The following is a 23,046-nucleotide window of genomic DNA, read 5'->3' on the forward strand; positions in this document are numbered from 1 at the left end:
TACTTAGCGCGTTGGAGGCAGCAGGCCGTAAAACGCGGGATTGTACAACAAAATACGGGGTTTCGCCAATAAGTTCTGCAGCCAGGAAAGCTGCCGCCATAGCCCCCGGCCCAAAGCCATGAACATTGAGCCTTGATCATTGTGCCCCAGGCACGCAAACAACCTTTCACCCCATAAAAAAGCCGGGCCCCAATAGAGCCCGGCCAACCTGGTTCAATCTTACCAAGCAGGAAGCTGGATTTCGAATATGATTTTTATAGGGTAGCGCTTCGTTGTATGGTTACGTTCCTCGCGCGCATAACCGTGTTGCCCGATGGGCCCGGTGTGCCGGAGGATCCTTCCATCTGCAGGTCGATGATGAGGTTGAGCGGTTCGTTCACGAAGTTTTGACCCGTTTGGTTGGATACATTGACGCCATCGGTCCAGTATTCGATATTGACGTTGTTGGTAGTACCGATCCTGGTTAAATAGGCGGTATAGGTATGCCAGTTGGCCGGGTTGGAGATGACGGTGCCCACGCTCGACCACTGTCCGTTTTGATTCTTGTAGGTGTTGGTCCAGTTGGTAGTACTTCCCTTAAACTCCATGATATCGCTTTCGGGCGGCCACTGATTGGCGCCGTTTAACCAGAAGGCCGGCCAGGTGCCTTTTACGGAAGGGCATTGGAACTCGCCAGACACCCGCCACTTGGGCCAGGAGGCGCTAACGGTAACCTGTTGTTTCGCATAGCAGGTACCTGAGAAGTAATGGATGCTGGGCTTATCGGCCACGGTGCCGGGATAGGCCGTCATCGTGAGCACGCCCCCCGAGGTAGCTATATTCTGTGTTCTCATACGGGCGGATCCATTGTGATCGATGCCCCAGGGATAGAAATTGTTCCAATAGGTACTGTAGGCATTAAAAGAAGACGTAGGCAGTACCGTTACCCAGCTTACGGCGTTTGTTTCTACTTCTTCTGGTGTTGCTTGCGGTGCAGGTTCGTTGGCAGTTTGCTTTTGACAGGATGTGCTCACTATAAGGCACAGTGATGCAATCAGGAGGAGGTTTGATCTTTTCATAATGGCTTGTTGATAATGTTTAAATGGCAGCTCCCTGGTTCATGTTGAACAGGCATTTCAAATCTCCTTTAATATCTATAGAAGCAGGGGGTACACATTCGGATTATTTCGGGGGTATTTGATCTTTATCATACCCGATCGCATTAGTATAGTCCCAAACGCTCTCAGTAGGCTTACGGGAAACCCAGGACTTCTGCCGGGTCTGCCAAAGGCTGTCCCCCTATAGGGTTACCTATCATGATGATAGTCAATAAATCGACCTATCCGGGACTTATTAATCGCGCGTCACTTCCCCATTAAACCTATTTAGTATATATTGTCCGGCAATCTAAACCCGAAACGCCGCCCCTACATGAAGATCTTCGTACTCTCGTTGAGCCTCCTCCTTGGCGCTTATGCGTCTGCGCAGCAAAGACCCACCGGCATGATCTTCGATCCGCCGAGCCTGCGTACCATTCCCTATAAAGCCAAACTCACTACCGACAGTTACCAGGCGATGCCGGCCTCGGCTTCGCTCGAAAAATATTGCCCCACACCGGGCGACCAGGGTCAATATGGTACCTGTGTAGCCTTCGCCACGGCCTACCACCTCCGGACTATTCTGTATAATAAACTGCAAAGCGAAATGGCCCATGGCAGCATGGCCAATATCAATACCAATGCCGCCATCTTTTCGCCGACGTTCGTGTATGAACAGATCAAGAACCAAAGCGATAACAATTGCCAGGAGGGCGCCAATCCCGTCGATGCGTTTATCCTCATGAAGAAATTCGGTGCGGCCAAAATATCCACTGTGCCTTACAGTTGCGGTGCTTCCATTCGCCCCAATGCCAAACAGGAAGGCCTTAACTTTCGGATCACCGATTACCAGATCCTTTATTCCGTGGATGAAACGGACGCCGACCTCAAAATAAAAGCGACTAAAAAAGCAATCTCAGAAGGCTATCCCTGCGCATTGGGTTTCATCGTGCCTGAAAGTTTCTATAACCCCCGCGGGCCTGTATGGCGCGAAGCCAGTACCGATAACGGACCTACCGGTCAACACGGCCGCCATGCCATGTGCGTGGTGGGGTATGATGACAACAAATATGGTGGCGCCTTCCGGGTGCTCAATTCCTGGGGCACCAACTGGGCCGATAAAGGCTTTGTATGGATTCCCTATGCAGCATTTGCCCGCTACTCGATGATGGTGATCCAGGCTTATGGCCCTGCGGCCCCCAAGCCCCAACCAGGCCCTGCTAAACCCGACGTGCCTGTGCTCGATGTTTTGCTGAAAGGCAGGGTGGCTTTCCAAATGAATACCGGAGAAACCATGAGCGCTGTGAAAGTCGCCGGCAGCAGCCTTGATGCCGGCAATAAAAGCACGACCGGGGAGGAACTGGTTGCCTATAAGATGGACAAGGCCTATGCCAGCGGCACCCGCTTCCGGTTTATGATCACGACCAGCACCGAGTGCTTTCTATATGCATTTGCGACCGACCTCAGCGGGAAAGTGAATAAAATCCTGCCGTTTGCCGATAATATGTCGCCCCATATCGGCAGCAACAGCACGGTTGCCTTCCCCTCTGAAACCAAAGTGGTAAAGATGGATGAAAACCCGGGCACCGATTATTTACTGATCCTGTACGCGCAGCAAAGGCTGAATGCTGATGAGTTGCTGAGTACCCTGAACAGCCTTTCCGGTGGGCTTACCCAAAAGATCAAAAAGGCCCTGGGCGATCAACTCATATCGCCGGCCAGCATCAACTATCACCCCAACGATATTGGCTTTGATTTGAAAAAGGGCCACCAGGGTACCGTAGTGCCGCTCATGGTCGAAATCAAACACCAGTAATTATTTATCACGTACACTTTAGCTACCCCTATACATCACGCTATGTTGAAAGCTTACAGATACCTCGCCGTATACCTGACACTGATAGCCCTCTACCCGGTCAATAAGGTGCAGGCCCAGGATGCCAGTCTTTTTACCAAGGATGGGCATTTATTTAATGTCTATACCATGTCTATTTCGCCTGATGGAAAGATACTGGCCACGGTGGACATGGCGAACTACTGCGTGCTGTGGGATATTACTACCGGCAAGCAATTTCAAACCATTACCAATATAAGAGCCGCATCCTTTGCCGGGAGTAATGAATCAATGTGTGTGGTGACGAAAGACGGTGATGTAAACATCATCAGCCTCACCGGCAAAGTGATCAAACAGGTTTCGCAAAAGAAGATCAGCTTCAAATACCGTCGCTATTGCAATCTTTACCCGGAAGACGGGATCCATATTGAAGGCGCCGACGTCTTCGATATCAACAAAGGGCGTTTGCTAACCCTGGACGTACAGTTTGAGCAGGAACCGGTGTATTCGCCTGCTACCAAACAAATAGCCCTTAGCAGTTATTTTGGCGACTCGATCGTACTATTTGACCTCAAGAGCCGTAACAAGGTTTATACCATTAAGCCGGAATCCAAAAAGTTTGGAACAACCCAGCTGAGTTTCTCTGCAGACGGAAAGCTGTTGGTGGTCACTTCCAGCGATGAAGTGAAGGTATTGGATATGAACAGCAAAAAATTCATCCGTTCTTTTCAATGCCCCACGAATACTTCTTTTGTGCGGTCATCAGCGATATCTCCGGATGGTGGAACGGTGGTGTCCTGGACGCGTTCGAAAGATAATTATCGCGAAAAAGTGTCATTGATCAATATAAGAACGGGGAATACGATCTGGACAAAAGAATATGCAGGGCAGCAATATAAGGCCGATAAATGCTTTACACGATTTTCCGATGATGGCCAAAAGCTCCTGCTGGGAACCTATGAAACGATGTATGCCCTCAATACAACAAATGGCAGCGAGATCTCCCAATTTGTTTCTTACAGGGCCAACAGCTTTTATGGAAACTATCCGTCAAAGAACAGCTCCATCATGACCGGCCTCATGCACAGCGATTCAGCCTGGGTTTTTCGCTGGAACCTGGTAACCGGACAATTGGAAAATATGACCGGTATTGCTTATGGTAAATCATTTTTTCATAAAGGATTGGTGGAGCCCTTACCTGACAGACGGAAGATACTGGCGGTAACGGGTGACAAACTGGTGGAAGTGGATACTGCCGGCAAGCTGCTTTTTACCTATCCGGCCTCCCCAGGTTTAAAAAGCATCACTGGTATTGATGTTTCTTACAACGGTCAATTCGTGTTGCGTAAGAACTATAGTGAAGGCGGGCCCTCTCTGGAAGTGTTTGATTGCTCCACGCATAAAAAGGTCATGACCAGAACTGGTAGGGTTGGATCGGCCGTATTCGCCCATACGCAAAACGTCATCGCCTTACTGGAAGGCGCTAACCAGGAGTTCGTCAGGCTTTATGAACTGCCATCCGGTAAATTACTGCAACAAACGAAAGTGCAGGCTGAGGCCCACAACCTGCTATATGCTCCCAACGATGTTTACCTGACGCTTTTCACATCGGGAGCCTCTTCCCTGAGCCCCAATGATGACAAAGCTACCGTCATCGATGTAAAAAAGAATACTGTCACCCACTACGATCACCCCAAGGCCCCGAACAATGAATGGGCGCTTAGTCGCGTAGATTTCAGCCCCGATGCACGCTACCTCATCTTTAAGGAAGACGGTGATCTGGTCTATTTGGACCTGCAACAAAAAAAGTTTGCAAAAACGGTCGCGCTCTCCAAGATCCCGGGTGCCAGTTTCTTTGATATATCCTTTTCCAATGACGGCAAACTGGCTTTCCTGGGGGGGAGACATGCTACCATTACCGTTGTAGACCTGGAAACACCAAAGATCGTGGCAAGAATGTATCCCGACATCTACCGAAAAGACTGGGCCGTGGTAACCCCCGATGGGCGCTTCGACGGCAATACCGGAGCGCTCGAAGGCATGTATCATGCAAAGGGCAATGCGATTGTGCCGCTATCGGCCATGTACGAAAAATTCTACACGCCACGGCTGTTGGCGAGGCTGCTGGCCGGTGAAACCTTCGAACCGGTGAATGTGGATGTGAACGACCTCAAAAAAACACCCCAGCTTACGATGGAGTTCAAAGAGAACAGCCGGAACCTGGTGGTAGAAGATGATATCAAAACGATCAGCTCCAAATCGGCCAGTGCCACCATTACCGTTAACGCCTCCTGCCCGCAGGATGCCGTGACTGAAATAAGGCTTTATCAAAATGGTAAACTGATCGAAACTACCCGTAACCTGGAAGTAGATGACGACAATATCGCCAACAAAAAACTTACCCGCAGTTTCCAGATAAACCTGCTGCCTGGCAGCAACCGGTTCCGCGCCATTGCTTTCAACAGTCAGCGTACGGAAAGTAAGCCACTTGAACTCATGGTGCAGTATGCCCAGGAGAAAACGGGCCCAGCCTCCCCAACAACGGCTGCCCAATTGCATATCGTAGTAGTAGGCATCAACATTTATAAGAACTCCCGGTATAACCTCAACTACGCTCAGGCCGATGCGGCCGCCTTTAAAACAGCGCTCGAAGCCGGTAGCGCCGGTATTTTTGCGAAGGTCAACACACACTATATCAAAGATGCCGACGCCAGTAAAGCCGGCATTGCCAGTGCACTGGAAAAGGTAAAGCAGGCTGCCCAACCGCAGGACCTCTTTGTGTTTTACTATGCCGGTCATGGCGTGGTGAACGATCAAAAAGAATTCTACCTGGTGCCTAGTGATGTAACACAATTGTATGGTAATGATAACGCGCTTGCCCAAAACGGTTTGAGCGCCGCCGTCTTGCAGAAATTCTCCAAAGAGATCAAGGCACAGAAACAACTGTTCATCCTCGATGCCTGCCAATCGGCCGGTGCGCTGGATAATATTGTGGCGGCGAGGGGAGCGGCGGAAGAAAAAGCGATCGCTCAGCTGGCGCGGTCTACCGGCACGCACTGGCTCACTGCCTCGGGCAGTACCCAATTTGCGGCGGAGTTTGCCCAACTGGGTCATGGCTCCTTTACCTATTGTTTGCTGGAAGCCCTGACAGGTAAAGCAGACAATGGCGACAAAAAGATTACCGTGAAGGAGTTGGATGCTTATCTGCAGACGCGCGTACCGGAAATTACCCAGCAATACAAAGGAGCCGCTCAATACCCGGCCAGCTTTGGTTATGGTAATGATTTCCCGCTGCTGATCGTGAAATAAAACAGTTCGAACAAGATGAAATTAAAAGGCAGAGAAAAGTTCTTTTGGGAAAGGAACTTCAACATCAAGAGCCTGTCGGCCATTCCTTCTGCCATCAGTGGGATCACGGGGATCGATTCATCACACGATGATGAATTCTTTTATTACCTGAGCTCCCGCGTTCAGCAGGTTGGCAGCATCCACCTTAGGTGTACCGACCTCACGGTAACCCAACTCAAAAAGCTCCAACAGCTTTTCATTTCATCATCACTGAAAGGGGAGGAGTTGGATGCGATGGTCGGAAAACTGCAGCATCATTTTCCAGACTGTGCCATTACTGTTTTCTAAATCGTCGCATTGACATTAGTCCATTTGCAAACCATACAATAGACCATCTTTCCCGGAGATAACCCAAAGGCGGCTGCCCTCCAGGATGGCCTGGTGCGGTTGCCAGGCAGACAGGTCAATGCGCTTTACCAGCTTCTTATCCTTTAGGTGGTAAACGAGCAGTTGGTGGTTATAGAGGATCGATACCTGGTCGTCGGTAACTGATAAAAGCTGAAGCGGCAGGTCGCGGTCGTACTCCAAATCATCCGACAAGGTCGCGAGCTCTACCGACATTTTCTCCCGGAGCTTATTACCTAACGCATACAGAAAACCTTCCTGCAGGATGAATGTTTGATGCGCGGTGGTGCTTATCGCTGTGGGTCCGGCTTCGGTCAACCTCATTTTCTCCGCCCGCTTCCCTTTGATCTCTTCCCGGTCGTGCGTAAGCGCGATGAACCGTTTTACGCAGGGTAATTCGGACGGGAAGGCGTCGGCATTGGCCCCACAACCGGCGCTCACAAAAGCTCCGTCGTACCTGAACTCGATCCACTGGTCGGCTTCGGCATTCACCACCATTTTCTGCGGCCAATAATAAGGCGCTTTGGAAGAGCCATGCGCAATGAAACGTTTCCATACGACGGTATCTGCTTTCAGGTCATAAGCGATGATACTTCCTCCATCCTGTATACCGGTAAAATACAGGATGCCGTTCCTTACTACAGGCTGTGTTTCGATCGTTTTGGCGTCCAATTTCCTGAGCTCATTGCCGGTCGCAGGATCCAGCTTAACGACCTGCTCCCGGGCCCAGGCCCAGATATAGCCGCCCGCAAAAAATGGGGCTGTATTGGACTTCCTGTCGAGCGGGCGCGTCCATACCATATGGCCTTTCGTTTTGTCGTAGGCATATAGTTGATAATCGGGCGCATTAAAGATCACCAGGCTGTCGCCGATGTTCACCGAGGCATAAAATGCCTGCAGTTGTGCAGCAGTATATTGTTGGGAAGATGTAAAGAATACCGTTTGAGCACTGGCTGTTATGGCCAGTAGGGTAGTGATTATTAATAAAGCAGGGCGTTTCATAAAGTAGTAGGGTAATTGTGTTGCATGATAGGTATCTTTTCCCGTACCTGCAACTTATTCCTTGCACGGCCGGCAGGCATGCAGCAGCCCCTGCAGCTGCCACCGGCTCATTCGTTTTAACCATCTGCGCATTCGGCTCCGGTATACCTGCTATTTTCTGTAGACTCGTACCCGGTTTATTTTCTACTCCTTAAAACCATCCATCATGAAATCGTTTACCAATCTAGTTTGTGTGGCACTATTGCTATCAGTATTGCCAGCTGCCAGTCAGTCGCTTTCGCCCAAGGTGCAGGAGCAACTGGATGCCGCGGAAAAGGCCATGTTTGCCGCCACTTCTAATGGCGACTCTTCCGCTTTCCGGAAGTTATCCGGCCGGGATTACTTTACCATTAATGCAAACGGTGTGTCCCAGACACTTGAAGAGGCGCTTCCCTATGTACCCCGGTTTAAAGGTTCAACCGTCCAGCTTAGCCAGCAGCAACAAAGGATCTATGGCAACCTGGCCTTACGGACAGGTTTATTGAAGGCTTTTATTAATGGACAACTGGTAGCGGAGGCCCTTTACACGGCGGGCTGGGTTTTCCGTGACGACCGGTGGCAGTTCATTCATTGGCAGGGTACACCGACCGGTATATTGCTGGAAGGGAAGGGGCTAAGGGAGCCGCCGAAGAATGAATGAGTTCCTATAGCAGCCGGTGAAAGCCGGCTGTGCTCCATTTGCTGTGCAGGGTTATACGCTTTCTATTCAATTCAGGTGTTTTTCACGTTTTTTGAATCGGGTCAACTCTTTACATTAGCTCTATTCCTTCGCGTAAACCCCGCGACCTAAACCCGTCTTATGGAGCATGTAAAGTATGGTATTTTCGACCTGTTTGTATTTGTAATACCAGGCGCCTTCTTTCTCTTCTCAGGCTATTATATTGAGTCCTTCGACCTTTGGCATCCTGCCTCGATGCTCCGCCGGTCTTTTTTCTCCGAACCGATTCCCCTTTTTCAGGGTTTGATCCTGGTGGCTATCGCCTATGTTGCCGGCTTTATCCTGTCTGCCCTCGGCAACTTCGGGCTGAAAGGCTATGCGTTGATCACCCGGCAAAAAACGGGGAAAGGGGAGGATAAGGCGAAAAAGTACGTTATGGTGCGTCATTTCTCCAAAGCGAACCTGAACTATATCGAAATGTGGAATATGCTCAAGAACCTGTCGGCCACCCTGGCGGCTTCGGTCATACTACTGAGCATTTACTTTCTGCTAAAATTTGATTCTTTTACCTGGCTGCATTTCGCTACCGGCTTCCTGTTATTCCTCTTTCTGTTAAACAGGGCGTCGGTGTACCACCGATGGGCCATAGGCGATCTGAATGCCGCCGACCAAAACCTAACCGAGTTACGTAAGTCACCCCCACTATGAAGCGCATATCTACGTTCAGCGAGCTCATACAGATCGTCAATGGTCAGGACTGCCTACTGCACAAGTTGCTGCCTTTAACGCATCTTCCCCGGCAATCGTCCCTATCGCAGATCAACTATACGAGGGTGCTGGAACCCAAAGAGGGCAGTTTACATTATGAAGATGAAAAACTGGTGTTCTTCTCGTATGGGAAAGCAGGCTTTATCCCCAAATCGAAAGCGAACCGGCGGAATGATATTTATCCCCCACTGGTGTTCGTGTTTGACCTGATGAAGATCTGCGATCCGGACAATCAACCGATCAACCCGGTACGGCTGCTGCCTTTTGATTCCGGCGGCTTCAGCATGTACGAAATGGAGGATGGCTTTACCCCACACCATTTTGAGATACCCAACCCTTCGGATGAGGACATCAAGAAACTCATGATCATTCTCTTCCAATCAAATGCCAACTATTTCGAGAACACTTTCGAATTTGAGAAACTGGTGGAAGAACACCTCTTAATTCCAGAGCTCAAGGAACTGCATATCCTCTATACCGACGCCGTTAAGAGAAATTCAGAGGTCGATACGCGGTGCAAGATCTTCGAGATCCATTTCAACAAGCACATTCCGCTCGACCCGCTTTGTATCTTTTATCCCAACAGCTATACAACCGCACCCAGCGGCAAAACGCAATTGAAGATGCAGTACCCGGGTATTCCTACCCGGCCTTACATCAACCACAATGACCCTATTCAAAATATCAACAACATTAACAAAGCCCTCGCCAAATATTTCGACAAACACTTAAAGGCCATATGAAATCTGTTTACGGATATATCAACCCCCCTTTTACGGTGAACGATTTTGTACCGATCGTGTACCGGGAAAACGACGACTACTTTGTTGCCGAGATCAAGGATTTCAAAATTGCTGACTTTATCACTATCGATGAAACGGGTTTTGTGATCGAACCCATTACCTGGATAGAAAATAAAGTGGACATAAACTCCCCTGCGCTGTTTGGCTTTCTGAACGACATGAACGTGCTGCGGGCAGATTGGCCCAATACCCTGTTCGACTTCTACATAAAATCTTTACGCAGGGCAACCCACAATGTGTACACCAAACTTTCTATCGCAAACCTGCTGGACCTGGTGGGCCTTAAATACAAACTGATCGAAAAGATCAATGGGGGCTTCAGTATCCAGGAATACGACTACACCTATCCTTTCGTGGACGAAGCCCCGTTTGAACCCTATACCGACGATAAAAAGCAGGCGGTAGCGGAAACCATTTATATGCTGAACCAGCTTGCCCACCAATACCACCTCCAGCTTACCTGGAATGACCTTATTTATATCTGGAAAGACCATGTATACGTAGGTGCATTTAAAATAGACAGCAAGCAGTTCAAACGCGATTTTCCCGAGGCCAAATCCATCCTGCTCGACTACTGCACGCCGCAATCGCTCACGGAGCAGCTCAAGACCATCAAAGCCAACAAGGAAACTTTTATGGAATGGATACCCGCTGCCAAAACAGCTTTAGCCGATACCCATCACCATGAGGTGTTGAAGGACTACTACATCGAGAAACATTCCCCCGAGCGCGTATCGGAATACGGCCAGCGTCTCTCGGAGGTAGCACTAAAACATCTTACCAATCAATTCAATTCAATCCTAGCCTTTTGCAATGCCGAATAAACAGCAATACAAGGTTTTCCTCAACTTATCGCTACCGGAAATAGAAATGGTTTCAGAAGACCTGGAACTCTATTTCGAAGGATTTACCTTTTACTACGCCATCGATACTTTCGACCTCGTACATTTCTTTCTTCCTTACCTCGACAAACTTGAGTTTACCGAAGAACACCTTACAGCCCTGGCCCATCAGGCCATAGCCTATGAACATTTCTTTTCGGACACCAACCTGAGCTCTATCGTACTGATGGAAGCCTACGATGAGGAGATCGAGGGCGTGAAGCGGCTCTTTTTACATAAGATCAAATCGGCCTTTGAGCTGGCCAAGAACATCGACAACCTGCGGGAGGAGATCGAGCAGATCATCAATACCGGCAAAGCTTCTTCGGAAGTGTACCGCACCAACTACGACCTGTTCTTTCTGCTGGTCATCCTATCGCAACGCAAAAAAGAGCTCAAGGAAGTGACTTTCTTAAACTTCCTGAAACAGAAGGCCCATGTGTATTACCTGGAAACCGGCAACGAGGAATTCGATATAGTGGCCAATGATGCGATCGAGATGGACCTGCCGCGTGCCTTTTGCCTTCATTTACAGGATCAGTTCGTGCAACATTCGGCAGAATTTCTCCGCACACTTACCGAAGAGGAACTGTTCCGGTATATGCACAATACCTATACAGATATTGAGGTAATACAACGACTGCTCGAAACCAACGAAACGATGTTCAATGATGAGCGGTTTCGAAAAACCGTTTTCTTTTATTTATCCTCCACCCCCAGCAAATCGCCCGTATTGTTTGAACTGGTAGAAAAACATTATGGTGGAAAATACACGTTCATGGAGCGGTTTGCCGACAAACAAAGAGGCATACACCGCAATATCTTCCAGGTTTACCTGTTGAGGATGCTGATCGAGGAATACAAGGACCCCGAAATGCCCAGAAAGATCATGGAGCTGATAAAGATCATCAAGCAGGCCGGGGATGCTTACACGGGAGACGACGGTGCGGGGCCTGCCATCCAGGGAGAGTTGGATAAACTGCTGGACAAGTATTCCAACTCCATAGAGAACCATTTTTTCATGAAACTGCTTAACCAGGGTTACAGAGAAACCCTGGAAGAATTAATATCGCCCGCCGCGGACGGCCCTAAGAACCTGCAAAAGGTAGTTACCAATTCTTTCAAAGGTTTTGTAGACTACGAGGAAAATGAACTGGAGAGTCTTGATATCGCCTATGCATTGGCCAAGTTTGGTCAATTGAACAAGTTGAAGGAAGCGATCCTGATCCATGCGGAAAAGGGAAATGTCATTAAAGTGCGGTACGGTCTCGATATTGTAAAATTCAATTACCATCACCTTCCTTACTTACTGTATCTCTATGATAACAAAACCCATCGGGAAATACCTTCCTTCTTTACCGCCATGGGTGTCATCAGTGAGGCTGCCCAGGAAACGGCGGAAAATAATTTCCCGATTGAAATGTTCCTGGCAGAGATCCTTGCACACAAAGAGAAGCGCCTGATCAACCGGAAAACCCTGGAGTTCCTGAGCCTGATCTTTATTGATTTCTTGTCGATCGAGGTATTTCCCGATCAGCCACAGATCCGTCATTTTGAGATGTCGCTCATCAAGATCTTTGAAAAATGGTTAAAGCGCATCGAGCAGATCGATTCGAGAAGGAAGAACGTGCGAAAGGACTATAAGAACCCTTTAACGACCGAGATCCATTATGTACTCCTCTGGTTATACCGGCGCAACCTGCGATTTATCAAAATATTCGACCTCGAGCGCGACCTCAGGCGATTCAAACAGGACGCCCGGTTGTCGCATGGATTCGGACTGGCCTATGTATCGCGCTTTTACCATGAGGGTAAAAGAGACACGCTTTCCCTGCACAAGGCTGTTTCCAATTTCCTCAGTGCACTGGATGGCTACTCCGGCATGGTTTGGTCTATTTACAATCCAGACCTCCGCAAATTGCTCTTAAAGAGTATCATCGGCGTATATAATTCTATTTGCGATTGCTATATCCGGCTTTATGTGATCGAGGGTAACCCAGGTTACATTGTAAGCGGCCGATTTCATTTGAACAAGATGAAGCAACAGATCGCCAAGGTTTGTCCGCCCAATGTGGTACTATCCATCCCTGCCTTCACTGAATCGGAACTGGAGTATTATGAAAGCCGCATTTTCGGAAACGCGCAGGATACCCGCAATGCCCTCATCAAGATCGACCACGCCATCCGGAAGTTTGACCTGGCCAACGCGCAACAAACGTTGATGGATGCCCGGTTTAAAGATATTGGAGAACTGATGACCCAATACAAAGACGAACTGGTGAAAAAGCAGGCCCTGCAGTGAAAGGCAGGCGTTGTTTGCATTTTTAGTACCGATTTTATTGAAAACTCAGTCCCGTTCTTTCAACCTACCTGTGTACGGTGTTTTCACCGTATTTTATATTTCATGTCCCTTCACGATAGTTTTACCGTAATTTCACTCAAAAGGGTGAGCCCAGTCAACGCGCTATTGGTCTACCTTAGCTGTATTGCATCTTCCCGCCGCACGTTAAACTTCCCGAACCGATTGCTTATGGCATCTGTAAGTAAACTTACAACTATACAGCAGGCTGATACTGGCCGTTAGCCTTGCTCGCTGCATCCATACCCGGTTGGCCAGCCTGTTTTGCACAGTTCTTCTCACACCAAATGGATTGACATGACTCTCGACAAAATCACGGAAGCGCTTTTGCGTATGCTGGCGCCGCTGAAAGACTTTCCGCAGCAGGATCCTGCCCCTGCCAACAAGCTGGAAGATTTTCTGAAAACGGCACTTACCCAAAACAATTTATTTGTCCTCTGGGATAGCCTGCAACCGCCGCTCCTGGAAGGTCCATCGCCCGATACCCTGCAACACCTGCAGGCACTTGCCCAATCTATTTTGGCAGCCACTCCCTTACGAAACCCCAACGAACCGGTATACTGGATGCGCGAGAGGAGCTTCCCCCGGGCGCAAGCGCCAGATGGTACCGCTGCCAGCCAAATGGTGCCGGTGTTTTCCTTTGGGCCCTTACAGAAAAATGCACATACCACTACCTGGATCGATGTATACCACACCGCCAATCAATTGGCTTTTTATACTACCGCTGCAGCGGCCTGGCCCTACCTTGTTGTACATTTCGACCATCCCTTCAATTTCCGCCTGCCGGAAACCAACCTGCAGCCCGGCAACTGTACCCTTTGGTTACAAAACAGTGCTGTATGTGATGGTCCGGCCCCGGAACAATCCTATTCGGCTATTCGTGCCACGCAATGCGCTATCCGGTTCCAGGCTCCCGTAGTCATTACCGATGTGCGCCGTATCGTGGTGCCGCCCGCCTTTACCGTCAGCTTTGCGCCGGAGGCTTTACCAATAAACGATCCGCAACCCGGCGATGGGAATGATACGAAGGCCGATCTACCGGCCACTGTGCGCATCCGCTTCCAGGGCGGCAAAGGGATCTTCGAACAGGTGGCTGCTGCTGCTGCCACCCTGTTGGGGGTTGATATTGCATTGCAGGAAGCCATGGAAGTAAAAGCACGCTACCTGGCTACGCACCAATTGCTGCACCTGCCACTGACCTGTTTACAAACCAATTGGCAAGCAGGCCCCCTTCAATCAGCTACCTTGCGCATCAGCGGCAGCGCCTTTATCACCAATGCCGGCTGGTATTTTCAAAGTATGCCCATTGTTACCGAAGCCGGGGTGGCTATCCTCGGCGATGCTGCCACAGCTGGCTTCCTGGGCGTGGAGACCGGGGCAGGGCAGTCTTTACGTTGGAACGGTTTGGAGAACGGATCCATCAAAACAGTCACCACGCTTTTTGGCGGATGCCCTGGACGTATTAGTTGCTGGCATACCGATCATGCTAACGAGCTAACGGAACAGATGGTGCACTTGTGGCCGGAACAGCCGGGTAAACCTTACCGGTCAGCTATCACCTGCACGCCAGCCGAAAAAGTACCGCACGTATTTACGGCTGATGCGGCCGGTTATGAATGGCACCGACTGTTTGTGCATACGAAAGGTGATCTCGACCGACCTTTATCCGGCCAGGGCAAGCGGTTTGAAACGGCTATGTTTGGCTGGCTGGATACCTTATACTTCCAGGAGCAGGTTTCCCTGCATTTGTTTGCCGTCAATGACCCCGCCGAAGAAAATGCGCTGCCCCTGGACAAACAACTCAAATTATTACACAGCATTGCACTGGAAAATGCCCTGCTTACTGTCAAGTCCCCACGCATTCAAATAGTGAGCGCCAGGGGCGCCAACCTGAACCAGCTGCAAACAGTCTGTTGCGTGCAATACCTCCCCATTCATCGCATTATACATACGTTACCCGATCCCTATATTACCAGCCAGCCTTTCGAGATCAATGAAAACCTACAGGGCCTGCCTCCACGCATTGCCTTGCTGGCCGCTGTTACTACCTGGAGCCCGGATATGCCGGTGCAGCTGGATATGCAATTGGCCAACTCTTTCAACCACCTGATCATTCCCGTGCCACGGATTGCCGACATCCAGCTGCGCCGTCATTTCAGGGGTAATATCATGCACCCCTGCCAGCTGGCGTATAACGACCGGGTGAATGCCCCGTTGCGCGACCCGGATGTGCCCAATGGTTTATCGCCCGGCTATCCTGCCGGGTTGGCTACCCAGGCCGATCCCGACAACCTGATTGGCTCCTTTGCCTTTTTGCAATGGCTGCCGGGCGATACCTGCCTGGTAGATGTATCGGGCAGGTCCTCGCAAATGGGAGTCGCTTTTTCATCAACCAATGCTTCTTTCAGTGGTCTCGACCTGGAACAACACCTGCCCAATACGGGTTACGATGAAAAATTTCCCTTCCGTGCCAAAGGCATGGAACTCGTCAGCTCGGGCCGGTTGGTAAGGGCTTTCACGTTGCCACATATTCAATGGGAACCGCTTACCTATATACGCAATCCAACTGCTGAACCTGATGATGCCGATGCGGCCATCCTTAACGAACTGAGCATTTTCAAATCGAACGGTGCGCCTACCCGCATTGCCAGCAGCAACAAACGGGATGTAGCCCTTACCCCTAAAAAAGTGGTGCATTTCATTCACCAGTCGTACCACCAGGAAGATAACCCCCATGCCGCTGCTGCTCATTTCAGCCTGCCCTTTGGAATGTGTGCGGTGGCTTATTTCAGGCCGGAGGCCGACCCCGGTGCGCCGCTGCCTTTTGCAGAATTACTCCTGAACCAACCAGCTTTTCATACTGCCAAACAAGGCAGCCTGGGTGGCGCTATGCAGGTAGCTGCCCGTGCCCGTTACAAAGGCGACGAAGTAAGGGTACCCGATCCTTATTTTCATGGGTCGACGCTGCAGGTGGTGGTAAGCCGCAAAACCTATCCGGGCATGAACCTCAGCCTTCCGGAACAATCCGTACTGGGACGCCCCATTACCAAACAATTCAATGAACAATTCTTCGGCGCATACAATGCAGGCCATACCACCATTGAAGCTTATTCCGTCAACGCCAAAGTGCCGCTGAAGCGGATCGACTTTTCCGGTTATGGCGCCAGCATCTTCAGCAACTGGCAGGATAACCTGGCCAACTTCGGCCTGGTAAGCCAGGTGCAGTTCAACGTACTGCTGGGCCGCACGGCCCATGAAGTGGTGCAGATCAGGAGCATCATTATACCCTGGGGCATTCCCGTGGTACGCTCTGTGATCATGCACCGGCAAAACCATGCGCTGGTTACCCGCTACGATACAGGCTGGCAGGCAACCGGCGATGGCCTTTTTGATTTCAGGGGAGATGCCAGCGTTAACCCGTATGCTTTTCACCCCGGTGTTGTAAAAGGCATCTATGCCGTAACCAATATCACCGACACAGGCCTTTCTGAAAAAATTAAAACACTTACCCTGGCAGGTGTTTACTTCAATGGCAATGTGCGCCTGGAGAATGTACAAAGAGGCGGCCTGCGATCGATGGGTACCGATAAACTGGTTAGCTCCAAAGGACAGTTTGGTTATGTGCTGCTGGCGGATGCTTCCAAACCGCTTCCTGCGAGCATTACCGGCCTGCTGGCCCCCAAAGACTTCCAGGATCTGTTGCTCAAAACAGGCCCCTTGGGCGGACCGGTGGATTGTGTGGTGAATGTCGGCGGCTCAGGTCAGCTCATGCATATCTCACGGGTAGAGGTGTCCGCGACCAAAACAGGCACCGCTCCTGTATTCATTGCTTCGGCGAATGGTACGCCGGAATTCTCCCAACAAGGCTCCTGGTCGTTGGTGAAATGCATCAACAACAAAGATGTGGTGCAACTGGCGCCGGGCGAATCGACCCCATTGATCAGGAAAGGACTGCTGTCGTTTGATGCGGGCCCCGTTCCAGTGCCCCAGGTCGCCTACAATGGATCGCCGCACGCGCTGGGGATGCCTGCCGACATCCTGCTCTATGATAAAGTGACCAGGCTGCCGGGCGACTTCTCCCTGCACTATGCTTTTTTGCAGAATACGCCGACACAGAAATTATTGTTCAGGCGACCCATGTATCAATCACAAGCGGGCTTTACGCCGCAAGGCATTTCGAATGGCGACAAGGCTTTGTATACCCTGGAACCTTTTCTGGCCGATCCTTTCTGCCTCCTGCAAAGCAATAGCATCTTCCCATCGCTCGATAAAGCCTTTAAGGTGGGTAAGGACCTGCTTGACCAACTGACCTTATCAAACCTGGGAGACGGTTTCACCTTTCCCAACCCCGGTATCTTTGAAAACCTGCGGCCGGAGAATTTCGATGCGCTGAAGAAAATGGATATCGTTAACGAAGCCGGCTTCAAAATTTACATAGAGTATGACGATAGTGGCGCCGGTCCCTTCCAGCTCGACCTGAGTCATGATGCCGGGGGCCGCAAGCCCTGGGAAATGACCAACCGGAAGGTTAGTATAAAAGTAGATGTGGGTCCGCTGAAACCACTGTTAACCGTAACCGGTAATTTCCATGCCGATCCCGGTGCCGTGCCGAAACTGGAAACGCCCGAACTGATCTGGGGAGGCGATCCCGGCCTGCAATGCATGATACGCATCCTCGAACTGTTGAGCAGCCTCAGCAAATTGTATGGCCGCCCGGATGCCACTACTTTTCCCGATGGTATTAGGTTTGCGCCCGCCAATGCACCCGATAGCTGGCAATATAAATGCAGCATAGAGCAGAAGATACCCGTGCTGCAGTTTCCCGATACGCAAATGGTGACCCTTACCGGGCCGCCACCCACCATGATCACGGCCTCCCTTGGGCTGGCTGTGTTCTTCAGCCTTTCGTTGAAGCCGGGCGACCCATCTCTGATCAAACCATCGGCCGGCGTAAGTTTCATTTTTGAAGGTTCGTTACAGATCATGATCGTTACCCTGGAGATCGCAACCGCCTATGCCGTGGGCAGCGCGCGCGTGCAGGTAGACATCGATATCCTCGATCCCCAACCGAATATTCTGTTAACGGCCGGCTTTGGCGCCACGGTGGCCATTCAGTTGCCGGTGATCGGCGTGGTTTCCATTACCCGTACGGTAACCCTTACGGGTTCTGTTACCGACAAAGAATTTCTATTGATGGCCGGCACCATGATACGCGGCGTATTGTCGCTGGCGGGTGGATTGCTGATGACATCGATTCAAATAGAAGGCAGCGCAGGCGTTAGGAAAGCAGGAGGGGAGGAGGTGAGAGCCCGCCTCGACCTCATCTTTACCCTCAATGTTAGTCTGGCCTTCGTGATCAGCTATGATTTCTCCAAGCCCTTTACGCATGAAATTCCTTTTTCTTCCATTACCAATGCTATATCATGACACCAGTAAGTCCCAAATTATTCATCCTGCCTTTTCCGCAATCGCTTGCAGTAGGCGATCAGGCGGTATTGACCTCCAACCTGCTGGTGATGCCCAGGTTCAGCCCACTGGATACGTTGCATACCGACCCTGTGGCAGGCGATTTCCCTGCCTTTGCCACCGGCGCCCTGCGGTTGAAACCCGCGCTTTTTGCCGGTGATACGCAAGGCGCGCCAAAACCAGGTGATATCCCGGCGGCCGTAACAATGCTACCGGATACCATTGGCCGCATAGACGACCGCACAGATGCTTTCAACACCATCAACTCTCTTTTCGAGATCAAGGATGGCGCCAACCGTACTTTCAGCGAAGGGAGTATTTACAAATACCTCAGCACCCAATACCGCGATGCTTTCAACTTCACGCAACCGGCTACGCCCTTTGCCAAAACCGATGACAGCTATTTCTGTATGCTGCAACAATCGACGGCGGGCGCAGGCGCCTTTGTACCCAACAACGAGATCAATTGGGCGCAGGCCCTGGCTTTCTGCCTGCAGCATCCTCAACTGGCCGAACAATTAGGTATCCTGTACCGCGGTATTCAAATAACCCACGATGACCCTGCCTTCTTCGCAGCAGGCGGCTGGCTGTACTTTGATTTTGAAGCGGCGAATGGAGATACTACCTACGATAAACTACCTGTCGATGAAGTGCTGTGCTATGCTGCCTATATACCCGCCACCACCAATACGCGCCATCTCTTTGCGCCGGTACTTTTCCCCGTAGTGGCAGGCGCCACCCAACCCTTCGATGGCGCTTTCAGAGACCTGGTGCGGTATGACGATGGCTTTGCGAAGATCGTACATGCCAGTCAGGCCATCAGCGCCAACGAGCTCGCCGAACATTACGATGGCAACCCACCGGTGATGGATACAGGCATCCGGCTGGGATGGGATGAAGAGCAACTACTCATCTGGCTCAACAATAGTATGAAAGCCAAAGCCGGCGGCAACCCGGTACCGGCACCGGTTTCGGGCATAGGCCGTTACCGCGTGGACGCAGCGGTGAAAGAAGGCGAACCGGCCCCCACGGACGAAGACGATCTTGATTGGAAGTCGCTGGTAGCGGTGGAGGCCGCCGCGGTGAACATCGATACCATTACGTTGGATGGGTTTACCGGTGACCTGGGGGTGGAAGTAGCACCGGTGAAACATGGTGGCAGCAAAGACTACTGGCTGCCCGTTTATTTTGCCAACTGGAACGGCCATCCGCTTTGCGTAAAAGATGCGTTGGATGAAACCATACGGCAGTCTGAACAGCATGCAGAAGGGTTGAAGGCGTCCCTTGCTTTACCGCCACCAGCCCGGCAGCCTGAAAACATCTACGCTCCGGCTGCTGACGACGCGTTATCATTACAGTATGGCAACCGCTATGCATTCCGGGTAAGGCTGAGTGACCTTACCGGCGGTGGACCGGCGAAAACCAATAACAGCTTAAATACCGGTGCTCATAAAATAGCCTATTGTGATTTTCAACGGCATGTAGCGCCGCAGCCCCCGGTTATGCTGACAAGTGCTGCTGAAAAACTAAGCATTGGCCGCGCCCGGCTCAGTTATCCTGCCATCACCTTTACGCGCCTGAATAGAAATGCCGTAGTAGCCGCCTTACTGGATGATATCAATGCGTTGGACGACATTTATGTTCAGATAAAAGAGGTGCAGGCGATCGACCCCGGCAACACGGCCGAAGTGCATAGGCTACTGACCACCCTGCGGGCGCCGGGATTACCCGATCCTGATATCAGCAAAATACAGATCGTGGTGGAAGTGAAATCACTCGACATGGATGTGGAAGGTTCTTACCATGCCAGGAATGGGATATCGCCAAAGGAATCGTATGTTCATTTGTATACCACCACCCGCGATTATCCTGCCTATCAGCTTTCGCATGCACCCATCGACGACCTCATTGAGCTTGACCTCGCTTTCCGGGATATACCAGTCATCAACTTCAATGAAGATGCCAGTTTGCTGGGCTTTGCCGAAGACGTATTGGCCGGCAATGGTCCGCTTATCCTGCCAACCGGCCGCGAAGTGCGCCTAAGTATACGAAGCTATTGCAGCGAACAGGCCGATGATTATTTTGCCCACGAGCATTACCGGTACAGTACCGCGTTGAAAGCAACGGTGCGGAAAGACCCGGCCATACCGGAACCTTTGCCTGTATTGCGAACGCCTGCCGGTAGCGATCGATTGGTGAGCTTTTATTTCAGGCCGGTCAACAAACCGGCTGCCCAGGAATATGCCGCCGCCGCTGCGGCCGGTAAGGGCGCCCAGCTCGATATCGATATCATGGAAAGGCTGGCTGCAGAAAGCGGGCTGGCCTGCCGTGACCTGTCTGTATCCGGCAAAGAGAATATGCGCACCCAGTTTGGCTGCAGCCGTTTGCTGGGCCACACGCTTTCACCCGATGCTTCTTCCATCACTTTTGCCGGGAAACAGGATTTGCTATTTAAATGGATCAACGTACTGCAATTTGACCTGCAGCGCGACTGGACCTGGGACCTGCTGCAACCTGTTGCCTTCAAAGTCTTCCGGCGTTGGGGATTTGAAGCGGGGGCCCTGGGTGACAAAGAACTGGCCGGCACGATCACCCTTAGCAAAGGATTGAACTGGCAAAAGATGCAGGGACCGGACCGCTCCTTTACCCGGCTGGTATTTATCGATGCACTCGACCCAAAACAAGGGGCCAATACATTGCCCGATAAAGTGGTGGTGGAATATTTTATGGAACCACAATGGATCGGGTCACTGCCGCCGGAAGCAGAACATGAAGCGCGCGATGCATCCAACACATTGCCCATAACCATACCGCCCCGGCAGGTACCTGAAATAGTGGCCGTGGGCCTGGCCATGACGCCGGAGGAAGATGAGCAAACGCTGTTCAACAATCAGTATTCGGAAACTGCCGCACGCAGGTCCTATTTGTGGATCGAGTTTGCCAGGCCCATTGAAGATCCGAATGATACCTATTTTGCGCGCGTATTGGCCTATGCAGCCGATCCTATGCTGGCCGATCTGGCCACCAATCCACAGCCGGCACGCGAAATGCCCGAACCCGAAATAAATCTCGATGCGGAAATTGTGCGTGCTATCAGAGAGGGACAAACGGAAGATCAATCGGGCCTCGAAGCCATGCAACCAATGACGCCGGCACTGGCGGCGGCAGGAAAACCAACCGTGCATTTCCTGCTGCCATTACCCGAAGGGCTTACTCCGGAATCGATGGAGTTGTTTGGCTTTTTTACCTACGAAATAAGATTGGGGCACCTGAAGAAGTGGAGCACGGCACAAGCCCGCTTTGGCAGGCCATTGCGGATGACGGGCATTCAACACCCGGCCCCGCCTATGCATGTGCATACCCTGCGCGACAATGATGCTGTGCTGATAAGCACCAGCTTTGCACAATCGTACCAGGATGGAAAAGACTGTACGCCCCTGCAGCCCCGCACCGATATATTTGGTTTGTTGTATGCCCAGGTATTACAGGCAGATGGAAGCCAATACAGGAATATACTGATCAGCAAACAAGTTTTGCTTAAACCGCAGTATGTGCGGGAAACAGCGCGGCGTGAAGCCTTACAGAAAGTACAGCAACACGCACACCGCGTTATTGCCGGCCCCGTAGAGCCCTATGCATTGGCGCCGGGCGATGTACCGAAGGGCAATACTTTTTGGCGCATGAAAGATATCCGCCGCATCTTGTTGCATATGGGTATCGATGTCAATGCTCCGCTGAGTGTGTTGGTGGTGGAGTTGATGCCACCGAACAACCATCCCGATTTTATCACTGCCCGCCATATTGAAGCCGGATTACTGGCCACGCATAATCCAGGTCTTGCGCTCGATCAGGCAAGGATTTTACGTACATCGAGGCTGGTGAAAATTGCAGATGTATGTTCGGTGGTGTAATCGGATCAGTGAATCTGTAAAATAAACTTTGCCAAAAATCATCCGAAACGACAATTTATTATGGGTAACGGCAAAAAATGATTGTAGCTTTAACAACGAACGACTTTTTATTAACCATTTAAATTCAATTCAATGCCAACAGTTAAAAGAAAAGCTGTTAAGAAAGCAGTGAAAAGAGCGGCTGTAAAAAAGGCCGTCAAAAAAAGGGTCGTAAAAAAAGCAGTGAAGAAAGCTGTCGTTAAAAAGGCAGTTAAACGCGCTGTAGCTAAAAAAGCGGTGAAAAGAGCAGTGGCCAAGAAAGCGGTGAAAAAGGCTATTGTCAAAAAGGCCATCAAACGCAAAGTGGCGAAAAAAGCGCTGGTTAAAAGAGCCGTTAAGCGCGCCGTAGTAAGAAATGCCATTCTCCGGAATGCGCTTGGCAACCAGGGAGACATGTAACGCTGGATGTACTTTCTTGAAAAGTCCTGCTCACCGCGGGACTTTTTTTATGCCCCTACCTCCGGTACGGATCCTCCCCGCCAACCATCCCCAATATTTTTTTCAGGCCCTTGTAAGT

The 23,046-nt window shown here is 50.8% G+C and carries 13 protein-coding genes; 11 read left to right on the top strand and 2 right to left on the bottom strand.

The window, feature by feature from the left end:
* Positions 1-254: 254 nt before the first annotated feature.
* Positions 255-1,058, bottom strand: coding sequence for a glycoside hydrolase (locus tag P2H89_RS07970; protein ID WP_275826082.1), 804 nt, complete (start codon positions 1,056-1,058; stop codon positions 255-257).
* Between the two features lie 352 nt (positions 1,059-1,410).
* Here P2H89_RS07970 and P2H89_RS07975 point away from each other — a divergent pair, with 352 nt between their 5' ends.
* From P2H89_RS07975 to P2H89_RS07985, 3 genes are read left to right on the top strand one after another with little or no spacing between them, the layout of a single operon-like run.
* Positions 1,411-2,892, top strand: coding sequence for a C1 family peptidase (locus P2H89_RS07975; protein WP_275826083.1), 1,482 nt, complete (start codon positions 1,411-1,413; stop codon positions 2,890-2,892).
* A 42-nt stretch (positions 2,893-2,934) separates the two neighbouring features.
* Positions 2,935-6,219 carry a caspase family protein gene (locus P2H89_RS07980; RefSeq protein WP_275826084.1) on the top strand — a complete coding sequence of 1,095 codons (3,285 nt, stop codon included), beginning with the start codon at positions 2,935-2,937 and terminating at the stop codon, positions 6,217-6,219.
* 15 nt (positions 6,220-6,234) lie between these two features.
* Positions 6,235-6,546, top strand: coding sequence for a hypothetical protein (locus P2H89_RS07985; protein WP_275826085.1), 312 nt, complete (start codon positions 6,235-6,237; stop codon positions 6,544-6,546).
* Positions 6,547-6,561: 15 nt separating this feature from the next.
* Here the strand turns inward: P2H89_RS07985 and P2H89_RS07990 are convergent, their stop codons facing one another.
* Positions 6,562-7,605, bottom strand: a complete 1,044-nt coding sequence (locus tag P2H89_RS07990; RefSeq protein WP_275826086.1) for a PQQ-binding-like beta-propeller repeat protein — start codon at positions 7,603-7,605, stop codon at positions 6,562-6,564.
* Between the two features lie 205 nt (positions 7,606-7,810).
* Between P2H89_RS07990 and P2H89_RS07995 the strand changes: the two genes are divergently transcribed.
* The 8 genes from P2H89_RS07995 (at position 7,811) to P2H89_RS08030 (ending at position 22,928) form a co-directional block, all read left to right on the top strand.
* Positions 7,811-8,284, top strand: coding sequence for a nuclear transport factor 2 family protein (locus P2H89_RS07995; RefSeq protein ID WP_275826087.1), 474 nt, complete (start codon positions 7,811-7,813; stop codon positions 8,282-8,284).
* A 159-nt stretch (positions 8,285-8,443) separates the two neighbouring features.
* Positions 8,444-9,010, top strand: a complete 567-nt coding sequence (locus P2H89_RS08000) for a hypothetical protein (protein ID WP_275826088.1) — start codon at positions 8,444-8,446, stop codon at positions 9,008-9,010.
* Positions 9,007-9,813 carry a hypothetical protein gene (locus tag P2H89_RS08005; protein ID WP_275826089.1) on the top strand — a complete coding sequence of 269 codons (807 nt, stop codon included), beginning with the start codon at positions 9,007-9,009 and terminating at the stop codon, positions 9,811-9,813. The genes P2H89_RS08000 and P2H89_RS08005 overlap by 4 nt, the downstream gene beginning before the upstream one ends.
* Positions 9,810-10,697, top strand: coding sequence for a hypothetical protein (locus P2H89_RS08010; protein ID WP_275826090.1), 888 nt, complete (start codon positions 9,810-9,812; stop codon positions 10,695-10,697). Before P2H89_RS08005 ends, P2H89_RS08010 begins: the two co-directional genes overlap by 4 nt.
* Positions 10,687-13,056 (top strand): hypothetical protein, encoded by a 2,370-nt coding sequence (locus P2H89_RS08015; protein WP_275826091.1) that lies wholly within the window; start codon positions 10,687-10,689, stop codon positions 13,054-13,056. The genes P2H89_RS08010 and P2H89_RS08015 overlap by 11 nt, the downstream gene beginning before the upstream one ends.
* A 354-nt stretch (positions 13,057-13,410) precedes the next feature.
* Positions 13,411-18,540 carry a hypothetical protein gene (locus P2H89_RS08020; protein WP_275826092.1) on the top strand — a complete coding sequence of 1,710 codons (5,130 nt, stop codon included), beginning with the start codon at positions 13,411-13,413 and terminating at the stop codon, positions 18,538-18,540.
* On the top strand, positions 18,537-22,490 hold the full coding sequence (locus P2H89_RS08025; RefSeq protein ID WP_275826093.1) for a hypothetical protein: 3,954 nt from the start codon (positions 18,537-18,539) through the stop codon (positions 22,488-22,490). The genes P2H89_RS08020 and P2H89_RS08025 overlap by 4 nt, the downstream gene beginning before the upstream one ends.
* A 132-nt stretch (positions 22,491-22,622) precedes the next feature.
* Positions 22,623-22,928: a hypothetical protein gene (locus P2H89_RS08030; RefSeq protein WP_275826094.1), complete on the top strand. Its 306-nt coding sequence runs from the start codon at positions 22,623-22,625 to the stop codon at positions 22,926-22,928.
* The last annotated feature ends 118 nt before the right edge of the window (positions 22,929-23,046 follow it).

Source organism: Paraflavitalea sp. CAU 1676 (assembly GCF_029223285.1).
In the GTDB taxonomy this organism is placed as follows: Bacteria; Bacteroidota; Bacteroidia; order Chitinophagales; family Chitinophagaceae; genus Paraflavitalea.

What these genes read in the sequence shown, in the direction of transcription:
- P2H89_RS07970 (WP_275826082.1), bottom strand. Translation starts at nt 1,058, where the DNA reads ATGAAAAGATCAAACCTCCTCCTGATTGCATCACTGTGCCTTATAGTG.
- P2H89_RS07975 (WP_275826083.1), top strand. Translation starts at nt 1,411, where the DNA reads ATGAAGATCTTCGTACTCTCGTTGAGCCTCCTCCTTGGCGCTTATGCG.
- P2H89_RS07980 (WP_275826084.1), top strand. Translation starts at nt 2,935, where the DNA reads ATGTTGAAAGCTTACAGATACCTCGCCGTATACCTGACACTGATAGCC.
- P2H89_RS07985 (WP_275826085.1), top strand. Translation starts at nt 6,235, where the DNA reads ATGAAATTAAAAGGCAGAGAAAAGTTCTTTTGGGAAAGGAACTTCAAC.
- P2H89_RS07990 (WP_275826086.1), bottom strand. Translation starts at nt 7,605, where the DNA reads ATGAAACGCCCTGCTTTATTAATAATCACTACCCTACTGGCCATAACA.
- P2H89_RS07995 (WP_275826087.1), top strand. Translation starts at nt 7,811, where the DNA reads ATGAAATCGTTTACCAATCTAGTTTGTGTGGCACTATTGCTATCAGTA.
- P2H89_RS08000 (WP_275826088.1), top strand. Translation starts at nt 8,444, where the DNA reads ATGGAGCATGTAAAGTATGGTATTTTCGACCTGTTTGTATTTGTAATA.
- P2H89_RS08005 (WP_275826089.1), top strand. Translation starts at nt 9,007, where the DNA reads ATGAAGCGCATATCTACGTTCAGCGAGCTCATACAGATCGTCAATGGT.
- P2H89_RS08010 (WP_275826090.1), top strand. Translation starts at nt 9,810, where the DNA reads ATGAAATCTGTTTACGGATATATCAACCCCCCTTTTACGGTGAACGAT.
- P2H89_RS08015 (WP_275826091.1), top strand. Translation starts at nt 10,687, where the DNA reads ATGCCGAATAAACAGCAATACAAGGTTTTCCTCAACTTATCGCTACCG.
- P2H89_RS08020 (WP_275826092.1), top strand. Translation starts at nt 13,411, where the DNA reads ATGACTCTCGACAAAATCACGGAAGCGCTTTTGCGTATGCTGGCGCCG.
- P2H89_RS08025 (WP_275826093.1), top strand. Translation starts at nt 18,537, where the DNA reads ATGACACCAGTAAGTCCCAAATTATTCATCCTGCCTTTTCCGCAATCG.
- P2H89_RS08030 (WP_275826094.1), top strand. Translation starts at nt 22,623, where the DNA reads ATGCCAACAGTTAAAAGAAAAGCTGTTAAGAAAGCAGTGAAAAGAGCG.